Below are 23887 nucleotides of genomic sequence, written 5' to 3'. Positions count from 1 at the left end.
CCGGCCCCGGGCGCCGTTCCGGCAGGTGCGGCCCGCACCCGCCGCGCCCGCGACGCCCGCCCGCGCTCACCGGCCCCGGCGCTCACCTGCTCCCGCGTTCACCGGCCCCGGCGGCCGCCGTCCCGGCCGCCGTCGGTCGTGCCGGGCGGCGGGGACGGCTCGATGGTGTGGGTGCGGACGTGCTCGTAGGCCATCGTCGTCTGCACGTCGACGACCTCGCGCCGGTCGGTGAGCCGGTCGATGACGAAGGAGTAGACGCCGTTCACGTCCGGGACCGCGATGTGGATGAGGAAGTCGTGGGCCCCCGAGGTCACGAACAGTCCGATGACCTCCGGCAGCCGGGCCGCCCATTCGCGGAACCCCTCGATGACCGGCCGGGCGGGTGGCCGGATGCGGACCGAGATGAGGGCCTGTACGGGCCGGCCGGCCGCCTCCAGGTCCAGCGCCGCGTGGTAGCCGGTGATGATCCCTCGCTCGCGGAGCAGCCTCACCCGCTCCAGCGAGGTGGAGGGCGAGACACCCGTCTTCGCGGCCAGCTCGCGGTTGGTCTGCCGTGCGTCGTCCTGCAGTTCCCGCAGCAGGGCGCGGTCGAGCGCATCAAGTTCCACGATTTCTCCCGTCGGGCGCACGAAGTTCGGTGAGCGACACGATGGCCCCCACAGGTGTCTAGCGTAGGCGTGCCCGGTTGCACGAAGGGCGGTCCGTCCGCTTCTTCGCCCCCACCGGACCCGACCCCCCCTGTACGAGCAGAGCCCCAAGGAGCCCCCGTGCCCTCCACCCCTCAGCCGATCTCCCAGCCGATCTCCCGGCCGACCGACCGGCCGGCCAGCGGGTCGGCCCCCGCGCCCCGGTTGTCCGACGAGGACATCCGTACCGATCTCTCCACCCGGCAGGCCCGGCTCAAGTGGGTCATCGTCGTCGACGAGGCGCTGCCCGCCGGGCGGCAGGCGAACGCCGCGGCCTGCATGGCGGCCTCGGTCGGCCGTGCGCTGCCGGAGCTGGTCGGCCGGGACGGCGAGGACGCCTCCGGCGCCGCCCATCCGGGGCTCCCCTGGGCGGGCTGTTCCGTACTGGCCGCCGACGCCGCCACCCTGCACGGCGTGCGCGGCCGGGCCGCCGCGCTCGGCGGCGAGGTGCTGGTCGTCGACATGCCCGAGCAGGCCCAGACCTCCCGCGTCTACGACGAGTACCTCGACCGGCTCGCCGGGACCGGCGCCGACGACCTGACCTACTGCGCGGTGTCCCTGGTCGGCCCCCGCAAGAAGGTCGACAAGCTGGTCCGTACACTCAGCCTGCTCGGCTGAGGACCGACCGCCCCCGCGATCCGCGCGGACCCCGCGCCCGGCGTCGCCCTCAGGCCGTCGCGTCGTCCGCCAGCTCCGCCACGCCCGTGATCCGGTGCAGCGGATAGGTGCGGACCTCGTCGGCGGTGTGGTCGTACGCGGTGACGAAACCGCCCTCCACCCGGACCGGGGCGATGACCCGCTGACTGGCCGCGCCGTCCGCGTTGACGTACCCGATCCAGACCGCTGAGCCCGTCATGGCCGCCGCCTGCACCGTGGCCAGCGTCTCCGCCGCCGAAGTGCGCGGCAGACCCCTCGGGGACGGGGCCTCGCGGGACTCCGGGACGGTGGCGGACTCCTTGCGCGGCACGGTGGCCGCGGTGTCCCCGGCGCGGATCGCGCGCACGGCGGCGCCGAGCAGGGTCTCATCCGGCACCGGCGGCCCCTCCGGCACCGGGGCGGGCGCCTGCCGGGCCGGGGTTCGGCGGGTGCCGGCCCGGGTGATCAGCACGTCCCCGTCGGTGGACTCGGCGGCCGGCGCGCACCCCATCTCCCGCAGCCCTTCGAGCAGCGAGGCCGGGTCGGCCTGGGCCGCCAGCACGGTCGGCGCCAGCCGGCGCAGCCGCAGCGCGGCGGAGCGCCGGTCGGCCAGGATCTCGTTCAGGACGGACTCGTCGTCGCACCGCACGTAGGCGGAGGCCGCGCCGATCCGCAGGTGGCCGTGGCGCCGGGCCACGTCGTCGATCAGGTAGGTGAGCGGCTGCGGCACCGGGGTCCGGCTGTGGGTGGCCAGGAACGCGTGCAGATCGGAGGCGGCCTGCCCGGCGTCCAGGGCGCGGCGTACCGACCCCGGCGTGAAGCGGTAGACGGTGGCGCCGCCCTTGGACTCGATGTCGGCGAGCACCGCGAGGAGTTCGGCCAGCGGCCGTTCCAGCGGGCCGGGCGCGACGGCCGTCAGGTCGGCCTGCAGGAGTACGTGGTCGAGCGGCTCGGGCAGCAGCGGCGCGAGCAGGGCGGCAGCCGCCGCCGGGTCGCCGTCCAGCAGCGCGCGGGCCTGCGAGGAGAGCGCGCCGCGCCCGGTGATGCCGAGCAGCTCCGCCTCGTTGACGGTCCACAGCGCGATCCGGGACCGCAGGTCGGAGGTGTCGGTCGCGGACGAGGGGGCGGGCGCGGTGCCCTGCTGCCGGGCCTGGAGTTCGGTGCGGGAGGCGCCCCGCAGCGGGCGTTCCCATCTGAGCCGGGCCAGCAGCGTCGCCGTGTCCGGCGCGGTGCCCGGCGGCAGCGCGGCGAACAGGGCCAGGACCCGGTGGCGTACGTCGGGCGCGGCGGAGCGGTCGAGGTCGGGGCCGAGTGCGGACAGCGCCCGCCCCTTGGCGTCCTGCCCGCCGACCAGCCCGGCCGTGCGGGTGGCGGCCAGCCAGGCGGTGGCGAGCCGGACCCACCTCTGCTGTGCCGGCAGCTCGACCCAGTCGTCGTACGCCGGGGTCGCGCCGTAGCGTTCGTCGGTCTCGCCGTCGGAGGCCACCAGGCCGGCCGCGTAGGCGAGTTCGACCCAGAAGGCGGCCATCGGCTCGGTGGTGTCGAGCGCGGACGCCACCCGCTTCAGCTCGCGGACGCTGAGCCCGCCGGAGCGCAGCACGGCGGGACCGCCGGTGTTCCAGAAGGCGACCAGGTCGTCGACGGTGCCGAGTGCGGCGAGCGCCTGACCGGCGGCGGCCGCGTCCACCGCCCGGGGTTCCCGCTCGGCGGCGGCCGTCACCACCGGAGCCACCGGCTCCGGCATCCGGTGGGCGCGCCCGGCCCGCAGGTGCAGCGCCGCCTCGCGCGGCAGCACCACCGTGCGGGTGGCGACCGGCAGCAGCAGGCCCCGGTCGCGCAACCAGCGAACCGGCGGCGTCGGATGGGGCGTGATCTCGCCGTAGGGCGGCCCCCAGACCAGCCGGTCCAGCACCGACAGGGCCTCCACCGGGGCGCCGTCCAGCAGCTCCGCCATCCGCGCGCGGTCGGTGAACAGCCCGGACAGCGCGGTGACCGCGGAGACCGGGTCGTGGGTGGCGGGCAGTCCGGCGGCGGCGAGGATCTCCTGGAGCCTCCCCGGCGACATGCCCGCGGTGGCCTCGGCGACCGTGGGGCCGAGCCCGGTGGGGGAGGCGTGCTGGGGCGACGGCGCCAGCAGTTCGCGGGCGGTGCGCACCAGGCGCAGCCGGTCGTCCTCGCCCCAGACGAGGGCCTGTTCGCGCAGGGTCGCCAGGGCGCGGGGCAGCTCCCGGGCGAGGGCGGCCCCCGCGTCGTCGCGGTGGTCGCCGTCGTCCTGCCCGTCGCCCGTGAGCAGGGACAGCAGCGTCCCGTACGGGGCGGGGTCGGGCGCCACGGCGAGCGCCTCCGCGGTCTGCAGCGCGAACCGGTCGAGGTGTTCCAGCGCGCGCACGACGGAGGCACGGGTGCCCGCCCTGGTGGCGAGCTGGGTGATGTCGTTCGGCACGGGACTGAGCAGGTCGGGGCGGGCCCGCAGCAGCCCGGCCAACGATGCGTCGTCGCGGGCGCGCAGAGCTTCGGCGAGCGTGCGCGGTGGTGTGGTCGTCCCCATCCGTCCCACGGTAGCCCCTGGAACGCTACGGTCGGGGCAGGGCCAGCCGCAGGGCAGCGAGGGGAAGCATCGGGTGGGGATCGAGAGCGACCGGATCGTCGACGCGTATCTGGACCGGGTCGGCGACCTGGCACGGCGTCAGGGGCTCGGACCCGACGCCAGGAGCAGACTCCTCGACGGGCTGAGCGAGGAGATCGGGCGACGGCGCGGCGGCACCGGGCCGGACGACCCGGAGTCCGTGCGGCGCCTGGTCCTGGAGTTCGGCACCCCGGAGGAAGTCGTCTCCGCCGCCGGCCCGGCGGCCACCCCCCTGCTGCCCCGCCCCCGTACGGAGGACGACGGGGACGGGCCGGGCGCGGCGGCGGACCGGGCGGAAGCGGACGCGTACGAGGACGGCGGCGCGCCCCCGGCCTGGCCCGACGCCTCCGCCCCGCACATGCTCGGCCTGGGCGGCGAGGGTTCCGACGGCGGCGATCCGGGCTGGTGGCGGGTGCGGCCGGGCCCCTTCGGCGACGGGGTGCGGGTGCCCGGCTTCGTCGGGGGCGTGGAGATCCCCGAGCTGCTGAAACCTCCGCCGGGCCCGGACGACGAGCCGCCCGGCGAGCAGGACGCGGAGACCGGCGACTCCGCCGTCGAGGCTGTCGAGCAGGCCGGTGGGGGAACGGCCGGGGAGGCGGGGGAGGCCCCGCCGCGGCGGCGTCGGCTGCTGCCCGGACGGCGTCGCCGCGGGCCGGCCCCGGCGCCGGTCGCCGAGGCGCCCGCACCGTCCCGGCGGCGGATCGGGCAGCCGCTGCTGTTGCTGGCCGCCGCGCTGCTGGTGGCGGGCGCGGTCGCCGGGTCCTGGCTGGCGCTGGCGGGCGGCTGGCTCCTCGCGTACAGCTCGCGGACCCTGTCGAGGGCCGAGGCGAAGTGGGTGGCGATGGGGCTGCCCAGCGTGGTGGTGGCCGGTGCGCTGGTCTGGGTGTGGGGGCGGCTCGACGGGCGCTGGGGCGATCCGATCGCCGAGGGCGCGACGGGCGAGGTACTGACCGGGCTCTGGCCGGTGGTGGTCCGCACCGCGGCGGTGGTCTCTGCGCTCTACCTGGTGTGGCGGGCGCGCCGGGCGCGGGGCTGAACGGCGGCGGGCGGGAACCCGCCGCCGGTCCCGGCCGCCCGCGCCCCTCGCCGGCCCGGTTACCGCCGCAGCAGCGCGCAGACGAAGTCCTCCTGCACGGCGCGCAGCCGCTCCAGCAGCTCCGGGTCGGTCGTCTTGTTGATCTGGGTGGTCACCGAGAAGGTCAGCGACCGCTCGCCGTCCGGGGTGGCCGCGACGAGCTGGGTGTAGCCGGGGAAGTTGCCGGTGTGGCCCACCACCGTGCCGCAGCGGGTGGTGTACCGGAACAGTCCCAGCCCCGCCTTGTTCGCGCCGGGACCGGCCGGTTCGGAGGCCCCGTCCACCCAGGCCCGCTGCCGGCGGCGGGTGGGGGCGGAGAGCAGCCGGTCCCCGGCGTAGCCGCGTACGAACGCCGTCATGTCACCCGGCGTCGACACGATTCCGCCCGAGGCCCACACCCCGGACGCGCTCAGCACCTCGCTGACGTCCTCGGGCGGCCGGGGCGGGTCGGCCTCGTAGCCGTGCAGGTACGGCTCCGGAAGCTCGTACCCCTGGGGCAGGCTGGTGTCGCGCAGGTCCAGCGGTCGGTACACGAGCCGGTCGAGCAGTTCCTCGTACCGGCGGCCGGTCACCGCCTCGGCCATCAGGGCCACCGCGATGTTGTCGGAGTTGGAGTAGGCGTAGCGGGTGCCGGGGCGGAACCCCGGCGGCCGGTCGGCGACGAAGTCCAGCAGCCGGCGGGAGTCGAACCGGCGGCGCGGGTCCTCGGTCACCAGGGCGATGAACTCCGGGTCGGTGGTGTAGTCCGGCAGGCCGCTGGTGTGGTTGAGGAGCTGGCGCAGGGTGACCCGGTGCCAGGCGCGCGGCAGCCTCGGGAGGACCCGGCCGAGGGTGTCGTCCAGGCCGAGCTTCCCGCGGTCCACGAGCCCGAGGGCGACCGCGCCGCTGAACGCCTTGGCGGTACTGGCGATCCGCATGTGGTCGCCGATCGTGGGCGGCCGGCCGCTGCCGGTGTCGGCGACACCGGCCCGGACCATCTCGGTGTGCGGGCCGCGGGTGAGCACGGCGATCGCGCCGGGCGGCCCGCCGGGCGTCCGGGTCAGCTCCGCCAACTGCTCGCGCAGCGGGCGGTCGCGGCCCGCGGGCCGGTCGGTGGCGCGGGCCGGGGAGTACAGCAGGCCGGCCGTGCAGGCGGCGGCCAGCAGGGCGGCCGCGGAGAGACGGAACCGTGGGGAGCGGGGCAGGGGCACGGGGAACTCCTGGCGTGGGCGGGGCGGGAACGCCAGCTTCGGCCGCGCCCGTGCAGCCTGCGCGCGGCGCTGCTCCATCCGGACGGTCCCGGATCCGGCCCCGGACCCGGTCCCGGCGCCGCCCCGCGCATGCCGCGCGTGCCGTCGCCGTGGGAGGGCCGCGGGTGGTGTCCTCACAGATCGGAGCCGTGACGGGAGGCGGACCGCGGCATTCCGGTCGGCGGGTCGGCACAATGGCGGGATGGCTACCCACCCCCTGACGGTCGGATTCGACCTCGACATGACGCTCATAGACTCCCGCCCCGGCATTCGGGCGACCTACCTGGCGCTGGCCGCCGAGACGGGGGCGGTGATCGACGCCGACCTCGTGGTCACCCGTCTCGGGCCGCCGCTGGAGGAGGAGCTGATCCACTGGTTCCCGGCCGACCGGGTGCCCGCCGTGGCCGACCGCTACCGCGCGATCTACCCGGTGCACGCGATCACGCCCACCGGCGCGATGCCGGGCGCCCGTGAGGCGATCGGGGCGGTCCGGGAGGCCGGGGGCCGGGCGGTCGTGGTGACCGCGAAGTACGAGCCGAACGCCCGGCTCCACCTCGACCACCTCGGGATCGACCCCGAGCTGGTGCTGGGCGGGCTGTGGGCCGAGGCGAAGGGGACGGCGCTGAGGGAACTGGGCGCCGCGGTCTACGTCGGCGACCACACCGGCGACGTGCGCGGAGCACGGGTGGCCGGGGCCGTCTCGGTCGCGGTGCCGACCGGCCCCTGCGACGCCGCGGAGCTGCGGGCGGCGGGCGCGGACGTGATCCTGCCGGACCTCACGGCCTTCGCCGACTGGCTGCGGGGATACACGGCGGGCGGGACCGGCGGCCCCGCGGCCCCGGCCGGGACCACCACGGCCTGATCCCCGGACCGGGCGCGGGCCGTCGTCGCCCGTGTGTGTGACGAGGGGCGCTACGAGCGGCCCGCCGCGCGCCTCGGGGAGTTGACCCAGGCGGAACGGAACACTCCGGCCGCGGCGATCAGGAAGCCGGCGCCCATCAGCATGGAGACCGCGTAGGCGATCGTCGGAAACGGATCGGTGCCCAGGAACAGAGGGGCCACGGTGACCAGAGTGGCCAGTGCGCCGACGAAGAAGACGATCGCACCGACCTGAACCAGCCGGTCACCCGCGCCCGAAGGAGTAGTAGTCACCCGGCAAGGGTAGTTCCCGCTCCGGGGAAACCCTCCGGCGACGTCCCGTCTCCCGCCCCGGGGCCACTAGCCTTGGCCGCGACGGGTCGTGCAGACCCGTCGTCCTGCTGTACGGAGCCGTTCACCGCGGCTTCTCCGCGCACCGACGATCTACGAGGACGAAGACGGACATGCCCACCGGCAAGGTGAAGTGGTTCAACAGCGAGAAGGGCTTCGGCTTCCTCTCCCGCGACGACGGCGGGGACGTCTTCGTGCACTCGTCGGTCCTGCCCGCGGGGGTCGAGGCGCTCAAGCCGGGCCAGCGCGTGGAGTTCGGCGTGGTCGCGGGCCAGCGGGGTGACCAGGCGCTCTCCGTCACCGTGCTCGACCCCACCCCGTCGGTCGCGGCGGCGACCCGCCGCAAGCCCGACGAGCTGGCGTCGATCGTCCAGGACCTGACGACCGTGCTGGAGAACATCACGCCGCTGCTGGAGCGGGGCCGCTACCCCGACAAGGCGGCGGGGGCGAAGATCGCCGGCCTGCTGCGGGCGGTCGCCGACCAGCTCGACGTGTGACGGCCCGGCCGGGCCGTCAGGACCGCCCACGGCCGCACGGACGCCGTCGCGCGCCGTGCGGCCGTCGCGCGGGCGGGCGGGCCGGCCGGCGGACGGCGGACGGCCCGGTCAGGGGAAGTCCAGCGCGTCCGGGCCGAGCGGCGGGACGAGGCCCTCGGCCGCCGCGCGCGTCAGCAGCCCGCGGATCGCCGCGTAGCCGTCCTCGCCCAGATCGGCGGTGAACTCGTTGACGTACAGCCCGATGTGCTGGTCGGCCACCGCGGGGTCCATCTCCTGCGCGTGCTCGCGCACGTACCCCCGCGAGGCCTCCGGGTCGTCCCAGGCCATCCGCACCGAGGTGCGCACGGAGTCGGCCAGGGCGCGCAGGGTCTCCTCGCCCAGTGAGCGCTTGGCGACGATCGCGCCCAGCGGGATCGGCAGACCGGTCGTGGACTCCCAGTGCTGCCCCATGTCGGCCAGGTTGTGCAGACCGTAGTTCTGGTAGGTGAACCGGGCCTCGTGGATGACGAGGCCGGCGTCCACCTCGCCCTCGCGGACGGCGGGCATGATCCGGTCGAACGGCATCACGACGATCTCGCCGACGCCGCCGGGCACCATCTCGGCCGCCCACAGCCGGAACAGCAGATAGGCGGTCGAGCGCTCGCTCGGCACCGCGACCGTCTTGCCCGTCAGGTCCGCGCCCGGCTCCCGGGTCAGCACCAGCGGGCCGCAGCCCCGGCCCAGCGCCCCGCCGCACGGCAGCAGGGCGTACTCGTCGAGGATCCACGGCAGCACCGCGTAGCTGACCTTCAGCACGTCCAGTTCGCCGCGCTCGGCCTGGCCGTTGGTGATGTCGATGTCCGCGAAGGTGACGTCCAGGGCGGGGGCGCCGGGGACCCGGCCGTGCGCCCACGCGTCGAAGACGAAGGTGTCGTTGGGGCAGGGGGAGAAGGCGATCTTCAGAGCGCCGTCAGTGGTCTCGGTCATGCGGGGTCCAACCTTCCAGTACGGGTATGAGCTTCCCGAACGCCCCGGTGAGCGCGGTCAGCGCGTCGCCGATGCGCCAGGCGGCGCGGTCGCGCGGCCCGACGGTGTTCGAGACGGCCCGGATCTCCAGTGCGGGCAGCCCGAGCCCGGCTGCGGCCTCCGCGACCCCGAACCCTTCCATCGCCTCGGCGACGGCGGTGGGGTGGGCGGCCAGCAGCGCCGCGGTGCGGGCGGCGGAGCCGGTCACCGTGGAGAGTGTGAGCACCGGGCCGGTCACGGCCCCGGTGACCGAGGCGGCCTCGCGCACCAGCGCGGGCGGCGGCTCGAACCGGTCCCGGCCGAAGCCCAGGCCGGTGACGGGCACGAAGCCGTCGGGGGTCTCCGCGCCCAGGTCGGCGGCGACGATCGCGTCCGCGACCACCAGCGAGCCGACCGGCGCCGCGGGCGCGAACCCGCCGCCGATCCCGGCCGAGACGACCAGGCCGTACGCACCGGAGCAGGCCGCCAGGGCGAACGCGGTGGCGGCCGAGGCGGCGGCCGGACCGGCCCCGCCCGCCAGCACGTCGAGCGGCCCGGTGCGGTGGATCTCCGCGCCGGGCACCCGCAGCACCTCGGGACTCCCCCCGGACGCACGCGTGACCGCGTCCCGTTCGACGGGGACCGCGGTCACGACCAGCACACGCACGAGGGGTGATCCTCCCGGATCGGGAGGAGGGTCAGTCGGTCTTCTTGAGCTTGAAGTGCCAGACGCCGACGAGCTTCTGGCCCTTGGTCTCCACGACGCTGATCTGGCTCTGCGAGGTGGTCTCGCCGGTCTGGCTGGAGAAGAACGCGCTGCCGGTGATCGACCGGTAGGTCTTCTTGTACGGCTCCTGCTCGGCCTGCTGGCCCTCGATGAAGAGCGTCCAGCCGTTCTCGGCGACCTCCGGGTCGACGCCGAAGCGGACCTTGTCGTCCATGGCGACGTCGATCGTCTTGTCGGCCTTCTTGTTCAGGCAGCCCTGGATCTCGGATTCCTTGAGGGCGTCGCCGTCGTTGTAGCAGGAGGCCTCGGTACTCACCGAGTTGTCGCCGACCGTCACGGTGGCGAGCGGCGTCGGCTTGTCGCAGGCGGACAGGACGAGGAGTCCTGCGGACACGGCACCAAGAGCGACGCCGATTCGACGGCCCTTACGGGAAGAGAACGCAACGGTCATGGGCCGAAGGCTATCGGTCGCCCCGGATCACGCCACGCGGGGGTGCGGCGAGCCGCGCCGGGCGCTCGTCAGCAGCCCCCGTACGGACGCGGCCGCGCCCAGCGCGAGGATGCCCGCGGCCACGCCCATGCCGAGCACTCCGTTGAGCGGCAGGGCGATGCCGATGCCGCCGCCGGCCACCCACGCCATCTGCAGCAGCGTCTCCGAGCGCGCGAACGCCGAGGTCCGCACCTCCTCCGGCACGTCGCGCTGGATCATCGCGTCCAGCGACAGCTTGGACAGCGCCTGGGTGAACCCGGCGACGGCGCCGAGCGCGGCGACGAGGACCGTGGAGAAGAAGACGGTGGCCAGCACGGCGACGCCCAGCGCGACGGTGAGCACCGCGGCGATGATCATCTCCGGCGCGCGCGCCCGCAGCCAGGCGCCGACGGCGGTGCCGCAGGCGTTGCCCGCACCGGCCGCGACGCCCACGATCCCCAGCGACACCGCGGCGCTCTGGCCCGACAGCGGGTGCTCGCGCAGCAGGAACGCCAGGAAGAAGATGAGGAAGCCGGAGAGCGCGCGGTGCGCGGCGTTGGCCTGCAGGCCGTGCAGGACCGATCCGCCCACCGACCGCAGCCCCGGCGGGCGTTCCCGGCGGCGGCCGCCGAACAGCCGTCGCCGCCCCGGCCCGCCGCCGTCCGTCCGGGTCGACCCGGTCCGCTTCCCGGTCCGGGGCGGGGCGGCGGCCCGGGCCGCGGTCCGCTCGGCCAGCAGCGCGCGCCGCTCGCCCTTCGCGGAGTCGACCTTGGGCGGCATCGAGAACGCGAGGAAGGTGCCGCCGACGAAGATCGCGCACGCCCCGTAGAGCGGCCAGGCCGTGCCGACGGTCTGGAGCCCGGCGCCGATGGGCGCGGCCACACCGGTGGCCAGCAGACCGGCCAGGGTGACCCGCGAATTGGCCTTGACCAGGGAGAACCGCGGGGGCAGCAGCCGCGGCACCACGGCGCTGCGCACCACCCCGTACGCCTTCGAGCAGACCAGCACGCCGAGCGCCGCCGGGTACAGCTCCAGGCCGCCCGAGGCCACCGCCCCGGACATCGCGATTGCCAGCACCGCGCGGGCCAGCATCGCCCCCGCCATCGCCGCCCGGCGGCCGTGCGGCAGCCGGTCCAGCAGCGGGCCGATCACCGGGGCGAGCAGGGTGAACGGGGCCATGGTGATGGCCAGGTAGAGGGCGACCCGGCCGCGGGCCTCGTCGGTGGGCACCGAGAAGAAGACGGTCGACGCCAGGGCCACGGTGATCATCACGTCGCCCGCGCCGTTCACGGCGTGCAGTTCGATCAGCTTGCCGAGCCCGGACTCGCCGGCCCCGTGGGCGTGGGTGACCTTGCGGATGGAACGCCCGGTGCCGGTGACCGAGGAGTGCAGGGCATGTCCCACCGACCGCCCTGCCGTACGCAGGGGGCCCGGGGGTGCGTCGTGCGACCTGGCGGAAGCCACTTGCACATAGTGCCCCAAGGGGCGTGGTCATGAACGTGTCCGACGCGGACGGTGGGCACCGGCGTCCGTGACGGACCCGCCGCGGACGCCGTACCGGCCGGAGGGCGCCCCGGCGCCTCCCGGAACCGGCTTCCGGCAAGAGGATGGGCCGTGTTTGGGACGGGCAGGTGGGCGCGGGGCGGCGGAGAGGGTAGCGTGCGTTACGCGCCACCGGCGGTTGTTCTTGGCCGCGCGCCTCTCCGCGATACCGCAGAATGGGTGTCGAGAGGCACGCCCGAGGCAGGCACAACGGGTGTGGACGTCGACGCGGCCCCCAGGTCCGCTCCGCCCACGACCGTCAGGCCGAAATCGGTCATCGATGGAGCCACTGGCGCGCTCGTGAGACTGCGTAGGAGAGAAGCGAGACCTGTGAGTGCTGCGACGACGCGAAGCCGTACGGCCCGTACCCCCGTTCCCGACCGGTTGTGTGCCGAGGCGGTAGACCTCGCGCGCGCCGCGGCCGAGGAGGCCGCCGCGCCCGGAGTGGTCGGTGAACACGTGGGCGCGGTCGCGGAGGGCGACCGGGTCGTCACGCACTTCTTCGAGGCGAAGGAGCCCGGCTACCGGGGCTGGCGCTGGGCGGTGACCGTCGCGCGGGCCTCCCGCGCGAAGAACGTCACCCTCGACGAAACGGTGCTGCTGCCGGGCGCCGACGCCCTGCTGGCCCCCGAGTGGGTGCCGTGGAGCGAGCGGCTGCGCCCCGGCGACATGGGCCCCGGCGACCTGCTGCCCACCGAGGCCGACGACCTGCGGCTGGAGCCCGGATACCTCGGCCCCGAGGAGCCGCTGCCGGACTCCCCGGTCTCCGAGGAGATGGCGGACCTCGTCGACGCGGAGGACGCCGAGCTGACGGACCGCCCGGCCGCCCCGGCGCGCGGTTCGATCACCGCGGTCGCGGACGAACTGGGCATGCGCCGGGCGCGCGTGCTGTCCCGCTACGGCCTGCACGCGGCGGCCGACCGCTGGGACGAGGAGTTCGGGGCGAAGACCCCGATGGCGCAGGCGGCGCCCGCCTCGTGCGTCAGCTGTGCGTTCCTGGTGCCGCTGTCGGGCTCGCTGCGGCAGGCCTTCGGCGTCTGCGCCAACGAGTTCGGCCCCGCCGACGGACACGTGGTGTCGCTGTCCTACGGCTGCGGCGGCCACTCGGAGGCCGCGGTCATGCCGAAGCCGCCGCGTCCCGCGCCGCACGCGATGGACACGATGCGGGTGGACGCGTACTCGCTGCTCTCGCCGGCCGCCGACGGCTCGGTGCCGGACGACGACGACGCCACCGACGACGGGCTCGGCCACTCCTGACCCGCCGCGCACCCCCGGCCGTGCCGCCGGGGGCGCGCCCGCCCGCGTGTTCCGCGCACCCGCCGCCGGCTCCCGCCGTGTGCGGCGCCTCCGCGCGCCCCCGCCCGGTGGCGGATTCGCTCCGCGCGACACACGCGGTACCTTCGGGCGCACACGGGGCGGCACCGGTCGACGGCCGAGGCCCTCATGGAACCGGGACGTACCGGAACAGAGCGGAGTCGAAGCGTGAGCATGAAGGCGACCGAGGGGGCCGATCCGTTCGGGACGGCACGGCTGCGGCGCGGCGTGCTCGACGCGTGGGGGGCCGGGCCCGCCCGCTTCCGCGAGGACGCCAACGCCGAGGAGGACCTCGCCCTCGGCGGCTACCGCGACCGGCTCGTGGTGGAGCTCGCCCAGAACGCCGCCGACGCCGCCGGCCGGGCCGGCCGGCCCGGCCGGCTGCGCCTCACCCTGCACCCCGGCGGCCCCGGCGAACCGGTGGTGCTCGCAGCCGCCAACACCGGCGCCCCGCTGGACGCCACCGGAGTGGAATCGCTGTCCACCCTGCGTGCCTCGGCCAAGCGCGAGGGCCACGAGTCCTCCGTCGGCCGGTTCGGCGTCGGCTTCGCGGCGGTCCTCGCGGTCAGCGACGAACCCGCCGTCGTCGGCCGCCACGGCGGCGTCCGCTGGTCCCTCGCGGAAGCCCGCGAACTCGCCCGCGGCGCGGCCGTCGGCAGTCCGGGCCTGGGCGACGAACTGCGCCGCCGCGACGGGCACGTCCCGCTGCTACGGCTGCCGCTGCCCGCCGAGGGCACCGCGCCCGACGGATACGACACCGTGGTGGTGCTGCCGCTGCGGGACGGCGTCGCCGAGGACCTGGTGGGCCGGCTGCTCGCCGCCGTCGACGACGCGCTGCTGCTGACCCTGCCCGGCCTGGACGAGATCGTGGTGGAGACGCCCGACGGCGTCCGCACCCTGCGCCGCTCGCAGCACGGCCCCTACACGCACGTCGAGGACTCGGCGCGCGGCACCCACCGCTGGCGCACGGTCCTCCACCACGGACCGATCGAGCCCGCGCTGCTCGCCGACCGGCCGGTCGAGGAGCGGCTGCGCCCGCACTGGTCGGTCACCTGGGCGGTGCCGGTGGACGAGGCGGGCGCGCCGCTGGGCCCCCGTACCGCGCCGGTCGTGCACGCGCCGACGCCCACCGACGAACCGCTCGGCATCCCCGCCCTGCTCATCGCCTCGCTGCCGCTCGACACCGCCCGCAGGCACCCCGCTCCCGGCCCGCTCACCGACTTCCTGGTGGCCCGCGCCGCCGACGCGTACGCCGAACTGGTCGCCGAGTGGCACCCGGTGACCACCGGAACCCTGGACCTGGTGCCCGGTCCGCTCGGCAAGGGCGGCATCGACGGGGCGCTGCGCGCGGCGATCCTGGAGCGGCTGCCGCGGGTGGCGTTCCTGGAGCCCGCCGCGCCCCGCGACCCGGCCGCCGGGCCGGACCGCTGGGCCGGCGACTGGGAGGCGCCGGAGCCCGGCGGCGCGCGTCCCGGGGACGCCGCGGCGCTGCGGCCCGTCGAGGCCGAGGTGGTGGAGGGCGCCGGGGCGGAGACCGTACGGGTGCTCGCCGAGGTGCTGCCCTGCCTGCTGCCCGCCGGACTGGAGCGCCGCACCGAACTGCGCACCCTCGGCGTCGGCCGCGTCCCGCTCACCGAGGCGATCGACCGGCTGGCCGGGCTGGAACGGGCCCCCGAGTGGTGGCACCGGCTCTACGACAGCCTGGCCGGGGTCGACCCCGACCGGCTGACCGGACTGCCCGTCCCGCTCGCCGGCCACGACCGGCCGGAACCGGACGGGCCGGACGGGCCGGACGAGACGTACGACGATCTCCGGCCCGCTCGGGACGGACGACTGCCCCGCACCGCCGTCGGGCCCCGCCAGGTCCTGCTGCCGCTGCCGGACGCCCTCGCCGGGCCCGTCCTCGACCGGCTCTCCCGGCTCGGGCTCAAGGTCGCCCACCCGGACGCCGCCCACCCCCTGCTGGAGAAGCTGGGCGCGCTTCCGGCCACCCCGCGCGCCGTGCTGACGACCCCGCAGGTGCGGGCGGCCGTGGCCGGATCGCTGGACGCCGGTGAGATCTGGGACGAGGACGCCCTCGACGGCGAGGAACTCGCCGAGATCGTCCTCACCCTGGTGCGCGACGCCGACCTGGCCCCCGGCGACGAGCCCTGGCTCGGCGCGCTCGCCCTCCCCGACGAGGACGGCGAACCGGCCCCGGCCGGTGAACTCGTGCTGCCGGGATCGGAGTTCGCCCGCGTCATGCGCGAGGGCGAACTCGCCCTGGTGGACGAGGAACTGGCGGGCCGCTGGGGCGAACGGCCCCTGACCGCGTGCGGGGTGCTCGCCACCTTCGCCCTGGTGCGCGCCACCGACGTCGTCCTCGACCCTGACGAACTGGAGCCCCGCGAGGGCGACTTCGCCGAACCGGACGACGCCGGACTGCTGGACTCCGTCGACGTGTGGTGCGAGGACGTGCTCGACCGGCTTCCGGACACCCCGGTGCCGCCGGTGGCGACCGAGATCGTCGCCGTGCGCGATCTGGACCTGGTGGACGACGACGCCTGGCCGCAGGCGCTCGCGATGCTCTCCCGCCCGCCGCTGCGCGACGCCCTGACCCAGCCGGTCCGGGTGCTGCTGCCGGACGGCACCACCCAGTCGGTGCGCCCCTACACCGCCTGGTGGCTCCGCGACCACCCGGTGCTGGCGGGCCGCCGCCCGGCCGGACTGCGCGCCGAGGGCGGCGATCCCCGGCTGGCCGGACTCTACGACGCGGTCGACGCGAGCGGTTTCGACGACGCCGAGGTGCTGCGCGCGCTCGGCGTCCGCACCTCCGTCGCCGCCCTGCTCGACGAGCCGGGCGGGGCCGCCGAGCTGCTGGGCCGGCTCGCCGACGAGGACCGCCCGGTGACCGCGGCGCAGCTCCACTCCCTCTACACCGCGCTGGCCGAACTCGATCCGGAGCAGGTGACGCTGCCGGACGAGCTGCGGGTCGTGGTGGACGACGAGGTGCGGGTGGTCGACGCCGCCGACGCGGTGATCGCGGACGCCCCCGACGTGCTGCCGCTGAGCGAGGGGCTGCCGCTGCTGCCGGTCGCGCCCTCCCGCGCGGCCGATCTGGCCGAGCTGTTCCAGGTGCGGCGGCTCGGCGAGACGGTCGAGGCGGAGGTGACGACGGACGGCGAGGAGCACCGGGTGCCCGACGCGGTCCGGATCCTGCTCGGCCCCGGCACCCCCGCGGTCTACGTCGAGCACGAGGAACTGCGCGCGGGCGGCGTCGAGCTGGACTGGCGCCGGACACCTGACGGCACCGTGCACGCCGCGACCCTGGAAGGCGTCGCCGCCGGTCTTGCCTGGGCCGCCGGACAGTGGCCGCGCCGCTTCGAGGTGGCGGCCCTGTTGGAGGACCCGTCCCGCACCGAGGAACTGGCCCGCGACCGCTGGTTCGACTGAGCCGACGAACACGTCCTCGGCCCCCGGGGAGTGAGCGGTCCGGGACCGGGCGTGATCTTCACGGAAAATGCAGGGAAAACTCTCGGCCAACGCACAACCATCCCCCGGTGTCGCAAGTCTGTTCGGTGAGTCCATCGGGCTCATCGACCACACGGGCCCCGCGGACGCGGACCACATCACCGTCAAGAACATCAAGACGGACGGCGTCGGCAACCTGAAGACCACCTACAAGGCGTCGGTGGACGGCTACTGGCGCTACAGCTTCGCGGGCACCCTCACGACCCCCGCCGTCACCACCGCCGGTGACTTCGTCGACGTGAAGTGACCCGCGGCGGGACGACGTGACCCCGAGGGGGTCGCACCCGCACCGTGCGCGTGAGGGCTTCCCGGCCGGCCGGGGAGCCCTCACGCCGTTCCGCCGGCGGCTTTCGCGCCTCCGGAGACCGCTCACGGACCGAAGCGGCGGGTCACCAGGCGCCAGGCGAACTCCAGCGCTGCCGAGGCGACCACGGCGATGGCCACGGCCGCCCACGGCATCGTCGTGCCCACCAGCTTCAGCGCGAAGAAGTCCTGGAGCCACGGCACCGCCAGCACCACCAGGAACGCCAGCCCCATTGCCGCCACCAGGCAGATCCGCCACAGGGTGTACGGGCGGGCGATGATCGCCAGGACCCACATCGACACCAGGAACAGCGTCAGCGTCGCCGCGCTCGTCTCTGCGTCCAGCGCGTCCTTGCCCGAGTAGTGGTGGCCGGCCAGCAGATAGGTGGCGAAGGTGGCCACCGCGGCGATGACCCCGGAGGGGATCGCGTACCGCATCACCCGGCGCACGAAGTGCGGGTGCGCCCGTTCCTTGTTGGGCGCGAGCGCCAGGAAGAAGGCGGGGACGCCGATCGTCAGCGTGGACAGCAGCGTCAGGTGCCGGGGCAGGAACGGGTACTCCACCTGGAAGCAGACCACCAGGACCGCCAGCAGCACCGAGTAGACCGTCTTCGTCAGGAACAGGGTGGCGACGCGGGTGATGTTGCCGATGACGCGGCGGCCCTCCGCGACCACCGACGGCAGCGTGGCGAAGCTGTTGTCGAGCAGCACGATCTGCGCCACCGCACGGGTCGCCTCCGATCCCGACCCCATCGACACCCCGATGTCGGCGTCCTTCAGCGCGAGCACGTCGTTGACCCCGTCACCCGTCATCGCCACGGTGTGACCGCGCGACTGGAGCGCCGCCACCATGTTCCGCTTCTGCTGCGGGGTGACCCGGCCGAAGACGGCGTTCTCCTCCATGGCGGTCGCCATCCGGTCCCGCTCGGCGGGCAGCCGGCGCGCGTCCAGCGGGTGCTCGGCGCCCGGCAGGCTCAGCTTGGCCGCCACCGCCCCCACCGACACGGCGTTGTCGCCGGAGATCACCTTCGCCGCGACGCGCTGCTCCGCGAAGTACTCCAGCGTCTCGCCCGCGTCCGGCCGCAGCCGCTGCTCCAGCACGATCAGCGCCGTCGGCACCGCGTCCGCGGACGCGTCGGGATCGTCCAGCCCGGCCCGCGCACGGGCCAGCAGCAGCACCCGCAGGCCCTGCCGGTTCAGCTCCTCCACCTCGGCCAGCTCCGCCGCGCCCTCCGGCAGCAGCACGTCGGGCGCGCCCAGCAGCCACGCCGACCCGCCCGCCCCGCCCTCGTCGAAGGCGGCACCGCTGTACTTCCGGGCCGAGGAGAACGGCAACGTGTCGGTCACCCGCCAGTCCCCGCGCTCCGGGTACGCCTCCACGATGGCCGCCAGGCTCGCGTTGGGGTGCGGGTCGGAGCCGCCCAGCGCGCCGAGCACCCGGCCCACGTACGCCTCGTCCGCCTCGCCGAGCCGGCGCACCCCGGTGACGTCCATGCCGCCCTCGGTGAGGGTGCCGGTCTTGTCGAGGCAGACCACGTCCACCCGCGCCAGGCCCTCGATGGCGGGCAGCTCCTGCACCAGGCACTGCTTGCGCCCCAGCCGTACCACCCCGATGGCGAAGGCCACCGAGGTCAGCAGCACCAGCCCCTCGGGGATCATCGGCACGATCCCGCCGACGGTCCGCGCGACGGAGTCCTTGAAGTCGTTCTCCTTGACCACCAGCTGGCTGATGATCAGGCCGATCGCGGTCGGCACCATCATCCAGGTCACGTACTTCAGGATCGTGGAGATGCCGGTGCGCAGCTCGGAGCGGACCAGGGTGAAGCGGGACGCCTCCTCCGCGAGTTGCGCCGCGTACGCCTCACGTCCGACCTTGGTGGCGGTGAAGGCGCCGCCGCCCGCGACGACGAAGCTGCCGGACATCACCGGGTCGCCCCGGGACTTGAGCACCGGGTCGGCCTCGCCGGTCAGCAGCGACTCGTCGATCTCCAGGCCGTCCGCCTCGGCGACGCTGCCGTCCACCACGACCTTGTCGCCGGGGCCCAGCTCGATGAGATCGCCCAGCACGATCGCCGAGGTGGAGATCTCGGCGGCCTCGCCGTCCCGCCGGACGGTCGGTTTCGCCTCGCCGATCACGGCCAGGCTGTCCAGTGTCCGCTTGGCCCGCCACTCCTGGAAGATGCCGATCACGGTGTTGGCGACGATCACGAATCCGAAGAGGCTGTCCTGGATCGGCGCGACCATCAGCATGATCACCCAGAGCACGCCGATGATCAGGTTGAACCGGGTCAGGACGTTGGCCCGGACGATCTCGGTGATCGAGCGCGAGGACCGCACCGGCACGTCGTTGACCTCGCCCCGCGCCACCCGTTCGGCGACCTCGGCGGTGCTCAGCCCGCCGGGCCGGTACTCCGGGGGCGGGGGCGCCACCGGGTGGACGGGGTCGGGATTCTGCCCGCCGGAGGAATCGAGTGCCCGCTGCGTCATGGTTCCGACCGTACGGGCCGACGGCCCGGCTCACCCGGCGAGCGGGCGCAGATCCTCCCGGCGGCCGAGGAACCGACGCTTCCGGCCCACGGGGTTCACCCCGGAGTCCCCGAGAGGCGCCGGAGGCGCGTGGCCGGTGCGGTGGGCAGCGCCGGGGATCAGCGGGCGGTGTCGGGGCCTGCCGGGTGCCCGGCCGCCGCGTGCTCGGCCGCCTGGCGCTTGAGGGCGGCGTCGCGGCCGCGTACGTACCAGATGCCGATCAGACCCAGACCGGCCCCGGCCAGGCAGGTCCAGACCCACCAGATGTGGCCGTGGTCGTCGAACCAGCCGTAGAACGGAAGCTGCACGAGGAAGAGGACGAACCAGAGGATCGTGCCGCCGGTGACGGTGGCGACGACGGGCCCCTCCAGCGGTGGGGGCGCCTCGTGCTTCGCTGTCCACTTCTCCATGCGGCCCAGTCTAGGCGGACGCCCCGCTGCGGCCCCACGCGCCCGGCCCGCGCCGGGCGGCCCGACGTACCGGCCGCGTCCGTCCCGTACGGGCACCCCGCACGCGGCCGACGCGCCGTGAGGGACGGACGCGGCCGAACGGGGGAGGTGAGGGCCAGGTGGGTAAAGGCGCGGAGGTCAGGTGGCACAAGGGTCTACGCGCGGAGATAGCGATCTTCGCCTTATGTATTCATACTGAATCCGTTTGGGAATGGCTCGATTTGTTCGTCTGAAAGTCCAAAGATGGCCATCTTTCCCCCCATGATCATGGCTCCTACGCACGACTGAGGTCACACATGTCCCCCTCGGCCACCGCTCAGGTCGACCCCGAGCAGTCCCCGGCTCCCCAGCCGCACGGCGCGCTGGACCGTTTCTTCAAGATCTCGGAACGGGGTTCGTCGGTCGCCCGCGAGGTCCGCGGCGGGTTCGCCACCTTCTTCGCGATGGCGTACATCATCGTGCTGAACCCGATCATCCTCGGCAGCGCGAAGGACATGTACGGGCACCAGCTCGACAGCGGCCAGCTCGTCACCGCCACGGTCCTGACCGCCGCGTTCTCCACCCTGCTCATGGGTGTCATCGGCAACGTGCCGATCGCGCTCGCCGCCGGTCTCGGCGTGAACACCGTGGTCGCGCTCCAGCTCGCCCCCCGGATGAGCTGGCCGGACGCGATGGGCATGGTGGTCCTCGCGGGCATCGTGGTCATGCTGCTGGTCGCGACCGGACTGCGGGAGCGCGTGATGGCGGCGGTGCCGCGATCGATCCGCAAGGGCATCTCGATCGGCATCGGTCTGTTCATCCTGCTGATCGGCCTGGTCGACTCCGGCTTCGTCTCCCGCATTCCGGACGTCGCGCAGACGACCGTCCCGCTCCAGCTCGGCGGCGACGGCCACCTCAACGGCTGGCCGGTTCTCGTCTTCGTGCTGGGCGCGCTGCTGACGCTGGCGCTCCTCGTCCGCAAGGTGCCGGGCGCCATCCTGATCTCGATCATCGTCATGACGGTCGTCGCGCTGGTCATCGACGCCGTCGCCGACCTGCCGGCCGCCTCCTGGGGCCTCACCGTCCCGCAGTGGCCCGGCAACCCGGTCGCCTCGCCCGACTTCTCGCTGGTCGGTCAGTTCAGCCTGTTCGGCGGGTTCCACAAGGTCGGCGTCCTCACCGGCGTGCTGTTCGTCTTCACGGTGCTGCTGTCCTGCTTCTTCGACGCGATGGGCACGATCCTCGGCGTCGGCGACGAGGCCGAGCTGATGGACGAGAAGGGCAACTTCCCCGGCATCAACAAGGTGCTGCTGGTCGACGGCGTCGCCGTCGCCGCCGGCGGCGCGAGCTCCTCCTCCGCCGCCACCTGCTTCGTGGAGTCCACGGCGGGTGTCGGCGAGGGCGCCCGCACCGGTCTGGCGAGCGTGGTGAGCGGCCTGCTGTTCACGGTGGCGCTGTTCCTCACGCCGCTGGCGACGATGGTGCCGTCCCAGGCGGCGACCCCGGCCCTGCTGGCGGTCGGCTTCCTGATCATCTCGGGTGCGGTGCGGGACATCGACTGGAGCGACTACACGCTCGCGATCCCGGCCTTCCTCGCCATGGTCATGATGCCGTTCACCTACTCGATCACCAACGGCATCGGCATCGGCTTCATCGCCTTCTGCGTGCTGCGGCTGGCGGCCGGCCGCGGCCGGTCCGTGCCGGTGGCGATGTACGTGGTCTCGGCGGTCTTCGTCTTCTACTACGCGATGCCGGCCCTCGGCCTCACGTCCTGACCCGGTAGTCCCGTCGGGTCCCGCCGGCCGCGTCCGCGCGGTTCCGGGGGACCGGCCCTCAGACGGCCCGGCGTGCCCTCCGGCTCGTGCCGCGCCCCCTCCCCGTAGAACTTCTCCGTCTCGTCGACGGCCGCCTTGAAGCGTTCGTCGAAGTCGTCGCGCACCAGCGTCCGGACCACGTAGTCCTGGACGCTCATGCCGCGCCGCGCGGCGTGCTGCCGGAGCCGGTCGAGCAGCTCACCGTCTATCCGCAGGCTGAGCACTGTCGATCCCATGTCTTGCAGCGTCCTCGCCCCGACCCCGCTTTCGGGTTGTTTTCCACGCTCGACTCACTCGTTCGGGTGATCGGAATCTCGCGCGTGTACCACCGAGTGGTATTTAGCGTAGGTAATGAGTTACGCTAACGAACATGCCTGACCTGATCCACGACGGCGACAGTGCGGCCGCCGTGAGCTCCCTCCGCTCCGCCGTGATGCTGCTCGGCCGACGTCTGAAGCACCAGCACGTCGACGAGTCGCTGAGCCCCACCGAGATGTCGGTGCTCGGCACCCTCGCCCGGTGCGGCTCCGCCACGCCCGGCGAACTCGCCCGCAAGGAGCACGTCCAGCCTCCTTCGATGACCCGCATCGTCGCCTTGCTGGAAGCCAAGGGACTGGTCAGGCTTGAACCGCACCCCGACGACCGTCGGCAGAAGAGGGTCAGCCAGACGGAGCAGGCCGAGGCCATGCTCCGCCAGAGCCGCACGAAGCGGAACGCCTGGCTGGCCACCCTCGCCGAGGGTCTGGACGAGGACGAGTGGGAGACGCTGCGCGTGGCGGCGCCCGTGCTGGAGAAGCTGGCCCACCTCTGACCTCGCGGCGTCCCGCGGCCCACAGCCGCCCGGCCCGCCCGGTCGTGTCCCGTCACCGCACGCACCCCAGCCCCCCACAACGAGGAGATGAACCCTTTTGAGTACGGGATCCGGAGCAGCCTCCGCCCCCGCACCGACTTCCACCCACGAGAGCACCACCGGCGGGACCTTCTCGTCGCTGAAGATCCGTAACTACCGCCTGTTCGCCACGGGCGCCGTGATCTCCAACACCGGCACCTGGATGTCCCGCATCACGCAGGACTGGCTCGTACTGAGCCTCACCGGGTCCGCCGCGGCCGTCGGCATCACCACGGCCCTGCAGTTCCTGCCCATGCTGCTGTTCGGCCTGTACGGCGGCGTCATCGCCGACCGCTTCCCCAAGCGGCGGCTCCTGCTCGTCAGCCAGGCCATGCTCGGCCTGTGCGGCATCGCGCTCGCCGTGCTCACCCTCTCCGGCGCCGTCGAGGTCTGGCACGTCTACCTGATCGCGTTCCTGCTCGGCATGGTCACGGTCGTGGACAACCCGGCCCGCCAGTCGTTCGTCTCCGAGATGGTCGGGCCGAAGCACCTGCGCAACGCCGTCAGCCTGAACTCGGCGAACTTCCAGTCCGCCCGGCTCATCGGCCCCGCCGTCGCGGGTGTACTGATCACCACCGTCGGCAGCGGCTGGGCGTTCATGTTCAACGGCCTGTCCTTCCTCGCCCCGCTCGTCGGCCTGCTGATGATGCGGACGAGTGAAATGCACGCGTCGGTCACCGTGCCGCGCGCCAAGGGACAGCTCCGGGAGGGCCTGCGCTACGTCCGGGGCCGACCGGACCTGATCTGGCCGATCGTGCTGGTCGGCTTCGTCGGCACCTTCGGATTCAACTTCCCGATCTGGCTGACCGCCTTCGCCGACGAGATCTTCGACGGCGGCGCGGGGATGTACTCGTTCTTCAACATCCTGATGGCCGCCGGCTCCCTCGCCGGGGCCCTGCTGGCCGCCCGCCGCCGCTCCTCGCGGCTGCGCATGGTGGTCGTGGCGGCCGCCCTGTTCGCCCTGCTGGAGATCGCCGCCTCGGTGGCTCCCACGGTCTGGATCTTCGCGATCCTGCTGGTCCCGATCGGCATGCTCGGCATGACGACCAACATCAGCGCGAACACCAGTGTCCAGATGGCCGCGGACCCGGCGATGCGGGGCCGGGTGATGAGCCTCTACATGATGGTCTTCGCCGGCGGCACCCCGGTCGGCGCGCCGATCGTCGGCTGGATCAGCGACACCTACGGTCCCCGCACCGGCTTCGCGGCCGGGGGCGCCGTCTCGCTGGTGGCGGCCCTCGCGGTCGGCTTCATGCTGGCCCGCCTCGGCGGCCTCCGCCTCCAGGTGGACCTGCGTCCCGGCCGCCCGCACGTGCGCTTCGTGCCGCGCGAACAGCTCGCCACGGCGGCGTAGGCCGTCCACCCGCCCGTCCGACCACCGGACACCGCCCTCCTTCCCGTACGCGGGAGGAGGGCGGAGTGC

20 protein-coding genes and 1 pseudogene are annotated in these 23887 nt (G+C 74.3%); 10 read left to right on the top strand and 11 right to left on the bottom strand.

The window, feature by feature from the left end:
* Window positions 1-98: 98 nt before the first annotated feature.
* On the bottom strand, window positions 99-608 hold the full coding sequence (locus tag Q0994_RS17145; protein WP_299535420.1) for an Lrp/AsnC family transcriptional regulator: 510 nt from the start codon (window positions 606-608) through the stop codon (window positions 99-101).
* A gap of 159 nt (window positions 609-767) precedes the next feature.
* Between Q0994_RS17145 and Q0994_RS17140 the strand changes: the two genes are divergently transcribed.
* Window positions 768-1304, top strand: coding sequence for a DUF2000 domain-containing protein (locus Q0994_RS17140; RefSeq protein ID WP_299535417.1), 537 nt, complete (start codon window positions 768-770; stop codon window positions 1302-1304).
* Window positions 1305-1353: 49 nt separating this feature from the next.
* Here the strand turns inward: Q0994_RS17140 and Q0994_RS17135 are convergent, their stop codons facing one another.
* A complete protein-coding gene (locus Q0994_RS17135) occupies window positions 1354-3870 on the bottom strand; it encodes a helicase C-terminal domain-containing protein (RefSeq protein ID WP_299535415.1) in 2517 nt (838 codons plus the stop codon).
* A gap of 73 nt (window positions 3871-3943) precedes the next feature.
* On the opposite strand from Q0994_RS17135, the gene Q0994_RS17130 reads away from it, so the two are divergent.
* Window positions 3944-4984, top strand: coding sequence for a hypothetical protein (locus tag Q0994_RS17130; protein WP_299535413.1), 1041 nt, complete (start codon window positions 3944-3946; stop codon window positions 4982-4984).
* Window positions 4985-5043: 59 nt separating this feature from the next.
* Here the strand turns inward: Q0994_RS17130 and Q0994_RS17125 are convergent, their stop codons facing one another.
* The gene (locus Q0994_RS17125) at window positions 5044-6213 is read right to left on the bottom strand and encodes a serine hydrolase (protein WP_299535411.1); all 1170 of its coding nucleotides are present in this window, start codon (window positions 6211-6213) and stop codon (window positions 5044-5046) included.
* A gap of 241 nt (window positions 6214-6454) precedes the next feature.
* On the opposite strand from Q0994_RS17125, the gene Q0994_RS17120 reads away from it, so the two are divergent.
* Window positions 6455-7114: an HAD family hydrolase gene (locus Q0994_RS17120; protein WP_299535408.1), complete on the top strand. Its 660-nt coding sequence runs from the start codon at window positions 6455-6457 to the stop codon at window positions 7112-7114.
* A gap of 50 nt (window positions 7115-7164) precedes the next feature.
* Here Q0994_RS17120 and Q0994_RS17115 read toward each other — a convergent pair whose 3' ends face one another.
* Window positions 7165-7404 (bottom strand): hypothetical protein, encoded by a 240-nt coding sequence (locus Q0994_RS17115; RefSeq protein WP_299535406.1) that lies wholly within the window; start codon window positions 7402-7404, stop codon window positions 7165-7167.
* A gap of 170 nt (window positions 7405-7574) precedes the next feature.
* Here Q0994_RS17115 and Q0994_RS17110 point away from each other — a divergent pair, with 170 nt between their 5' ends.
* A complete protein-coding gene (locus Q0994_RS17110; RefSeq protein WP_299535404.1) occupies window positions 7575-7958 on the top strand; it encodes a cold-shock protein in 384 nt (127 codons plus the stop codon).
* 108 nt (window positions 7959-8066) lie between these two features.
* Here the strand turns inward: Q0994_RS17110 and Q0994_RS17105 are convergent, their stop codons facing one another.
* Genes Q0994_RS17105 through Q0994_RS17090 form a run of 4 tightly spaced genes read right to left on the bottom strand, consistent with a single transcriptional unit; the run spans window position 8067 to window position 11602 of the window.
* Complete coding sequence (locus Q0994_RS17105) at window positions 8067-8924, bottom strand: 1,4-dihydroxy-6-naphthoate synthase (RefSeq protein WP_299535402.1); 858 nt, start codon at window positions 8922-8924, stop codon at window positions 8067-8069.
* On the bottom strand, window positions 8908-9609 hold the full coding sequence (locus Q0994_RS17100; RefSeq protein ID WP_299535400.1) for a futalosine hydrolase: 702 nt from the start codon (window positions 9607-9609) through the stop codon (window positions 8908-8910). The genes Q0994_RS17105 and Q0994_RS17100 overlap by 17 nt, the downstream gene beginning before the upstream one ends.
* Window positions 9610-9640: 31 nt before the next feature.
* Complete coding sequence (locus Q0994_RS17095) at window positions 9641-10120, bottom strand: DUF2771 domain-containing protein (RefSeq protein ID WP_299535397.1); 480 nt, start codon at window positions 10118-10120, stop codon at window positions 9641-9643.
* A 27-nt stretch (window positions 10121-10147) separates the two neighbouring features.
* Window positions 10148-11602, bottom strand: a complete 1455-nt coding sequence (locus Q0994_RS17090; protein WP_299535395.1) for an MFS transporter — start codon at window positions 11600-11602, stop codon at window positions 10148-10150.
* 408 nt (window positions 11603-12010) lie between these two features.
* Between Q0994_RS17090 and Q0994_RS17085 the strand changes: the two genes are divergently transcribed.
* From Q0994_RS17085 to Q0994_RS17075, 3 genes and pseudogenes are all read left to right on the top strand, one after another.
* On the top strand, window positions 12011-12937 hold the full coding sequence (locus Q0994_RS17085; protein WP_299535393.1) for a DUF3027 domain-containing protein: 927 nt from the start codon (window positions 12011-12013) through the stop codon (window positions 12935-12937).
* A 231-nt stretch (window positions 12938-13168) separates the two neighbouring features.
* Complete coding sequence (locus Q0994_RS17080) at window positions 13169-16426, top strand: sacsin N-terminal ATP-binding-like domain-containing protein (protein WP_299535742.1); 3258 nt, start codon at window positions 13169-13171, stop codon at window positions 16424-16426.
* Between the two features lie 172 nt (window positions 16427-16598).
* Window positions 16599-16751, top strand: a pseudogene (locus tag Q0994_RS17075) (calcium-binding protein); the annotation flags it as partial.
* 122 nt (window positions 16752-16873) lie between these two features.
* On the opposite strand, the gene Q0994_RS17070 reads toward Q0994_RS17075, so the two are convergent.
* Both Q0994_RS17070 and Q0994_RS17065 read right to left on the bottom strand, forming a co-directional pair.
* Window positions 16874-19294 carry an HAD-IC family P-type ATPase gene (locus Q0994_RS17070; RefSeq protein ID WP_299535391.1) on the bottom strand — a complete coding sequence of 807 codons (2421 nt, stop codon included), beginning with the start codon at window positions 19292-19294 and terminating at the stop codon, window positions 16874-16876.
* Window positions 19295-19452: 158 nt separating this feature from the next.
* The gene (locus Q0994_RS17065; protein WP_299535389.1) at window positions 19453-19743 is read right to left on the bottom strand and encodes a DUF2530 domain-containing protein; all 291 of its coding nucleotides are present in this window, start codon (window positions 19741-19743) and stop codon (window positions 19453-19455) included.
* A gap of 335 nt (window positions 19744-20078) precedes the next feature.
* On the opposite strand from Q0994_RS17065, the gene Q0994_RS17060 reads away from it, so the two are divergent.
* A complete protein-coding gene (locus Q0994_RS17060; RefSeq protein ID WP_299535387.1) occupies window positions 20079-21536 on the top strand; it encodes an NCS2 family permease in 1458 nt (485 codons plus the stop codon).
* On the opposite strand, the gene Q0994_RS17055 is transcribed toward Q0994_RS17060, so the two are convergent.
* On the bottom strand, window positions 21503-21811 hold the full coding sequence (locus Q0994_RS17055; RefSeq protein WP_299535384.1) for a hypothetical protein: 309 nt from the start codon (window positions 21809-21811) through the stop codon (window positions 21503-21505). The two genes, Q0994_RS17060 and Q0994_RS17055, sit on opposite strands and share 34 nt — an antisense overlap.
* Window positions 21812-21945: 134 nt before the next feature.
* On the opposite strand from Q0994_RS17055, the gene Q0994_RS17050 reads away from it, so the two are divergent.
* Window positions 21946-22386, top strand: a complete 441-nt coding sequence (locus Q0994_RS17050; RefSeq protein ID WP_299535381.1) for a MarR family winged helix-turn-helix transcriptional regulator — start codon at window positions 21946-21948, stop codon at window positions 22384-22386.
* Window positions 22387-22483: 97 nt separating this feature from the next.
* Window positions 22484-23818 carry an MFS transporter gene (locus Q0994_RS17045; protein WP_299535379.1) on the top strand — a complete coding sequence of 445 codons (1335 nt, stop codon included), beginning with the start codon at window positions 22484-22486 and terminating at the stop codon, window positions 23816-23818.
* Window positions 23819-23887: the final 69 nt, after the last annotated feature.

This window comes from uncultured Streptomyces sp. (assembly GCF_947488945.1).
Classification (GTDB): domain Bacteria; phylum Actinomycetota; class Actinomycetes; order Streptomycetales; family Streptomycetaceae; genus Streptomyces.
This window is presented reverse-complemented; position numbering and strand designations above follow the sequence as displayed.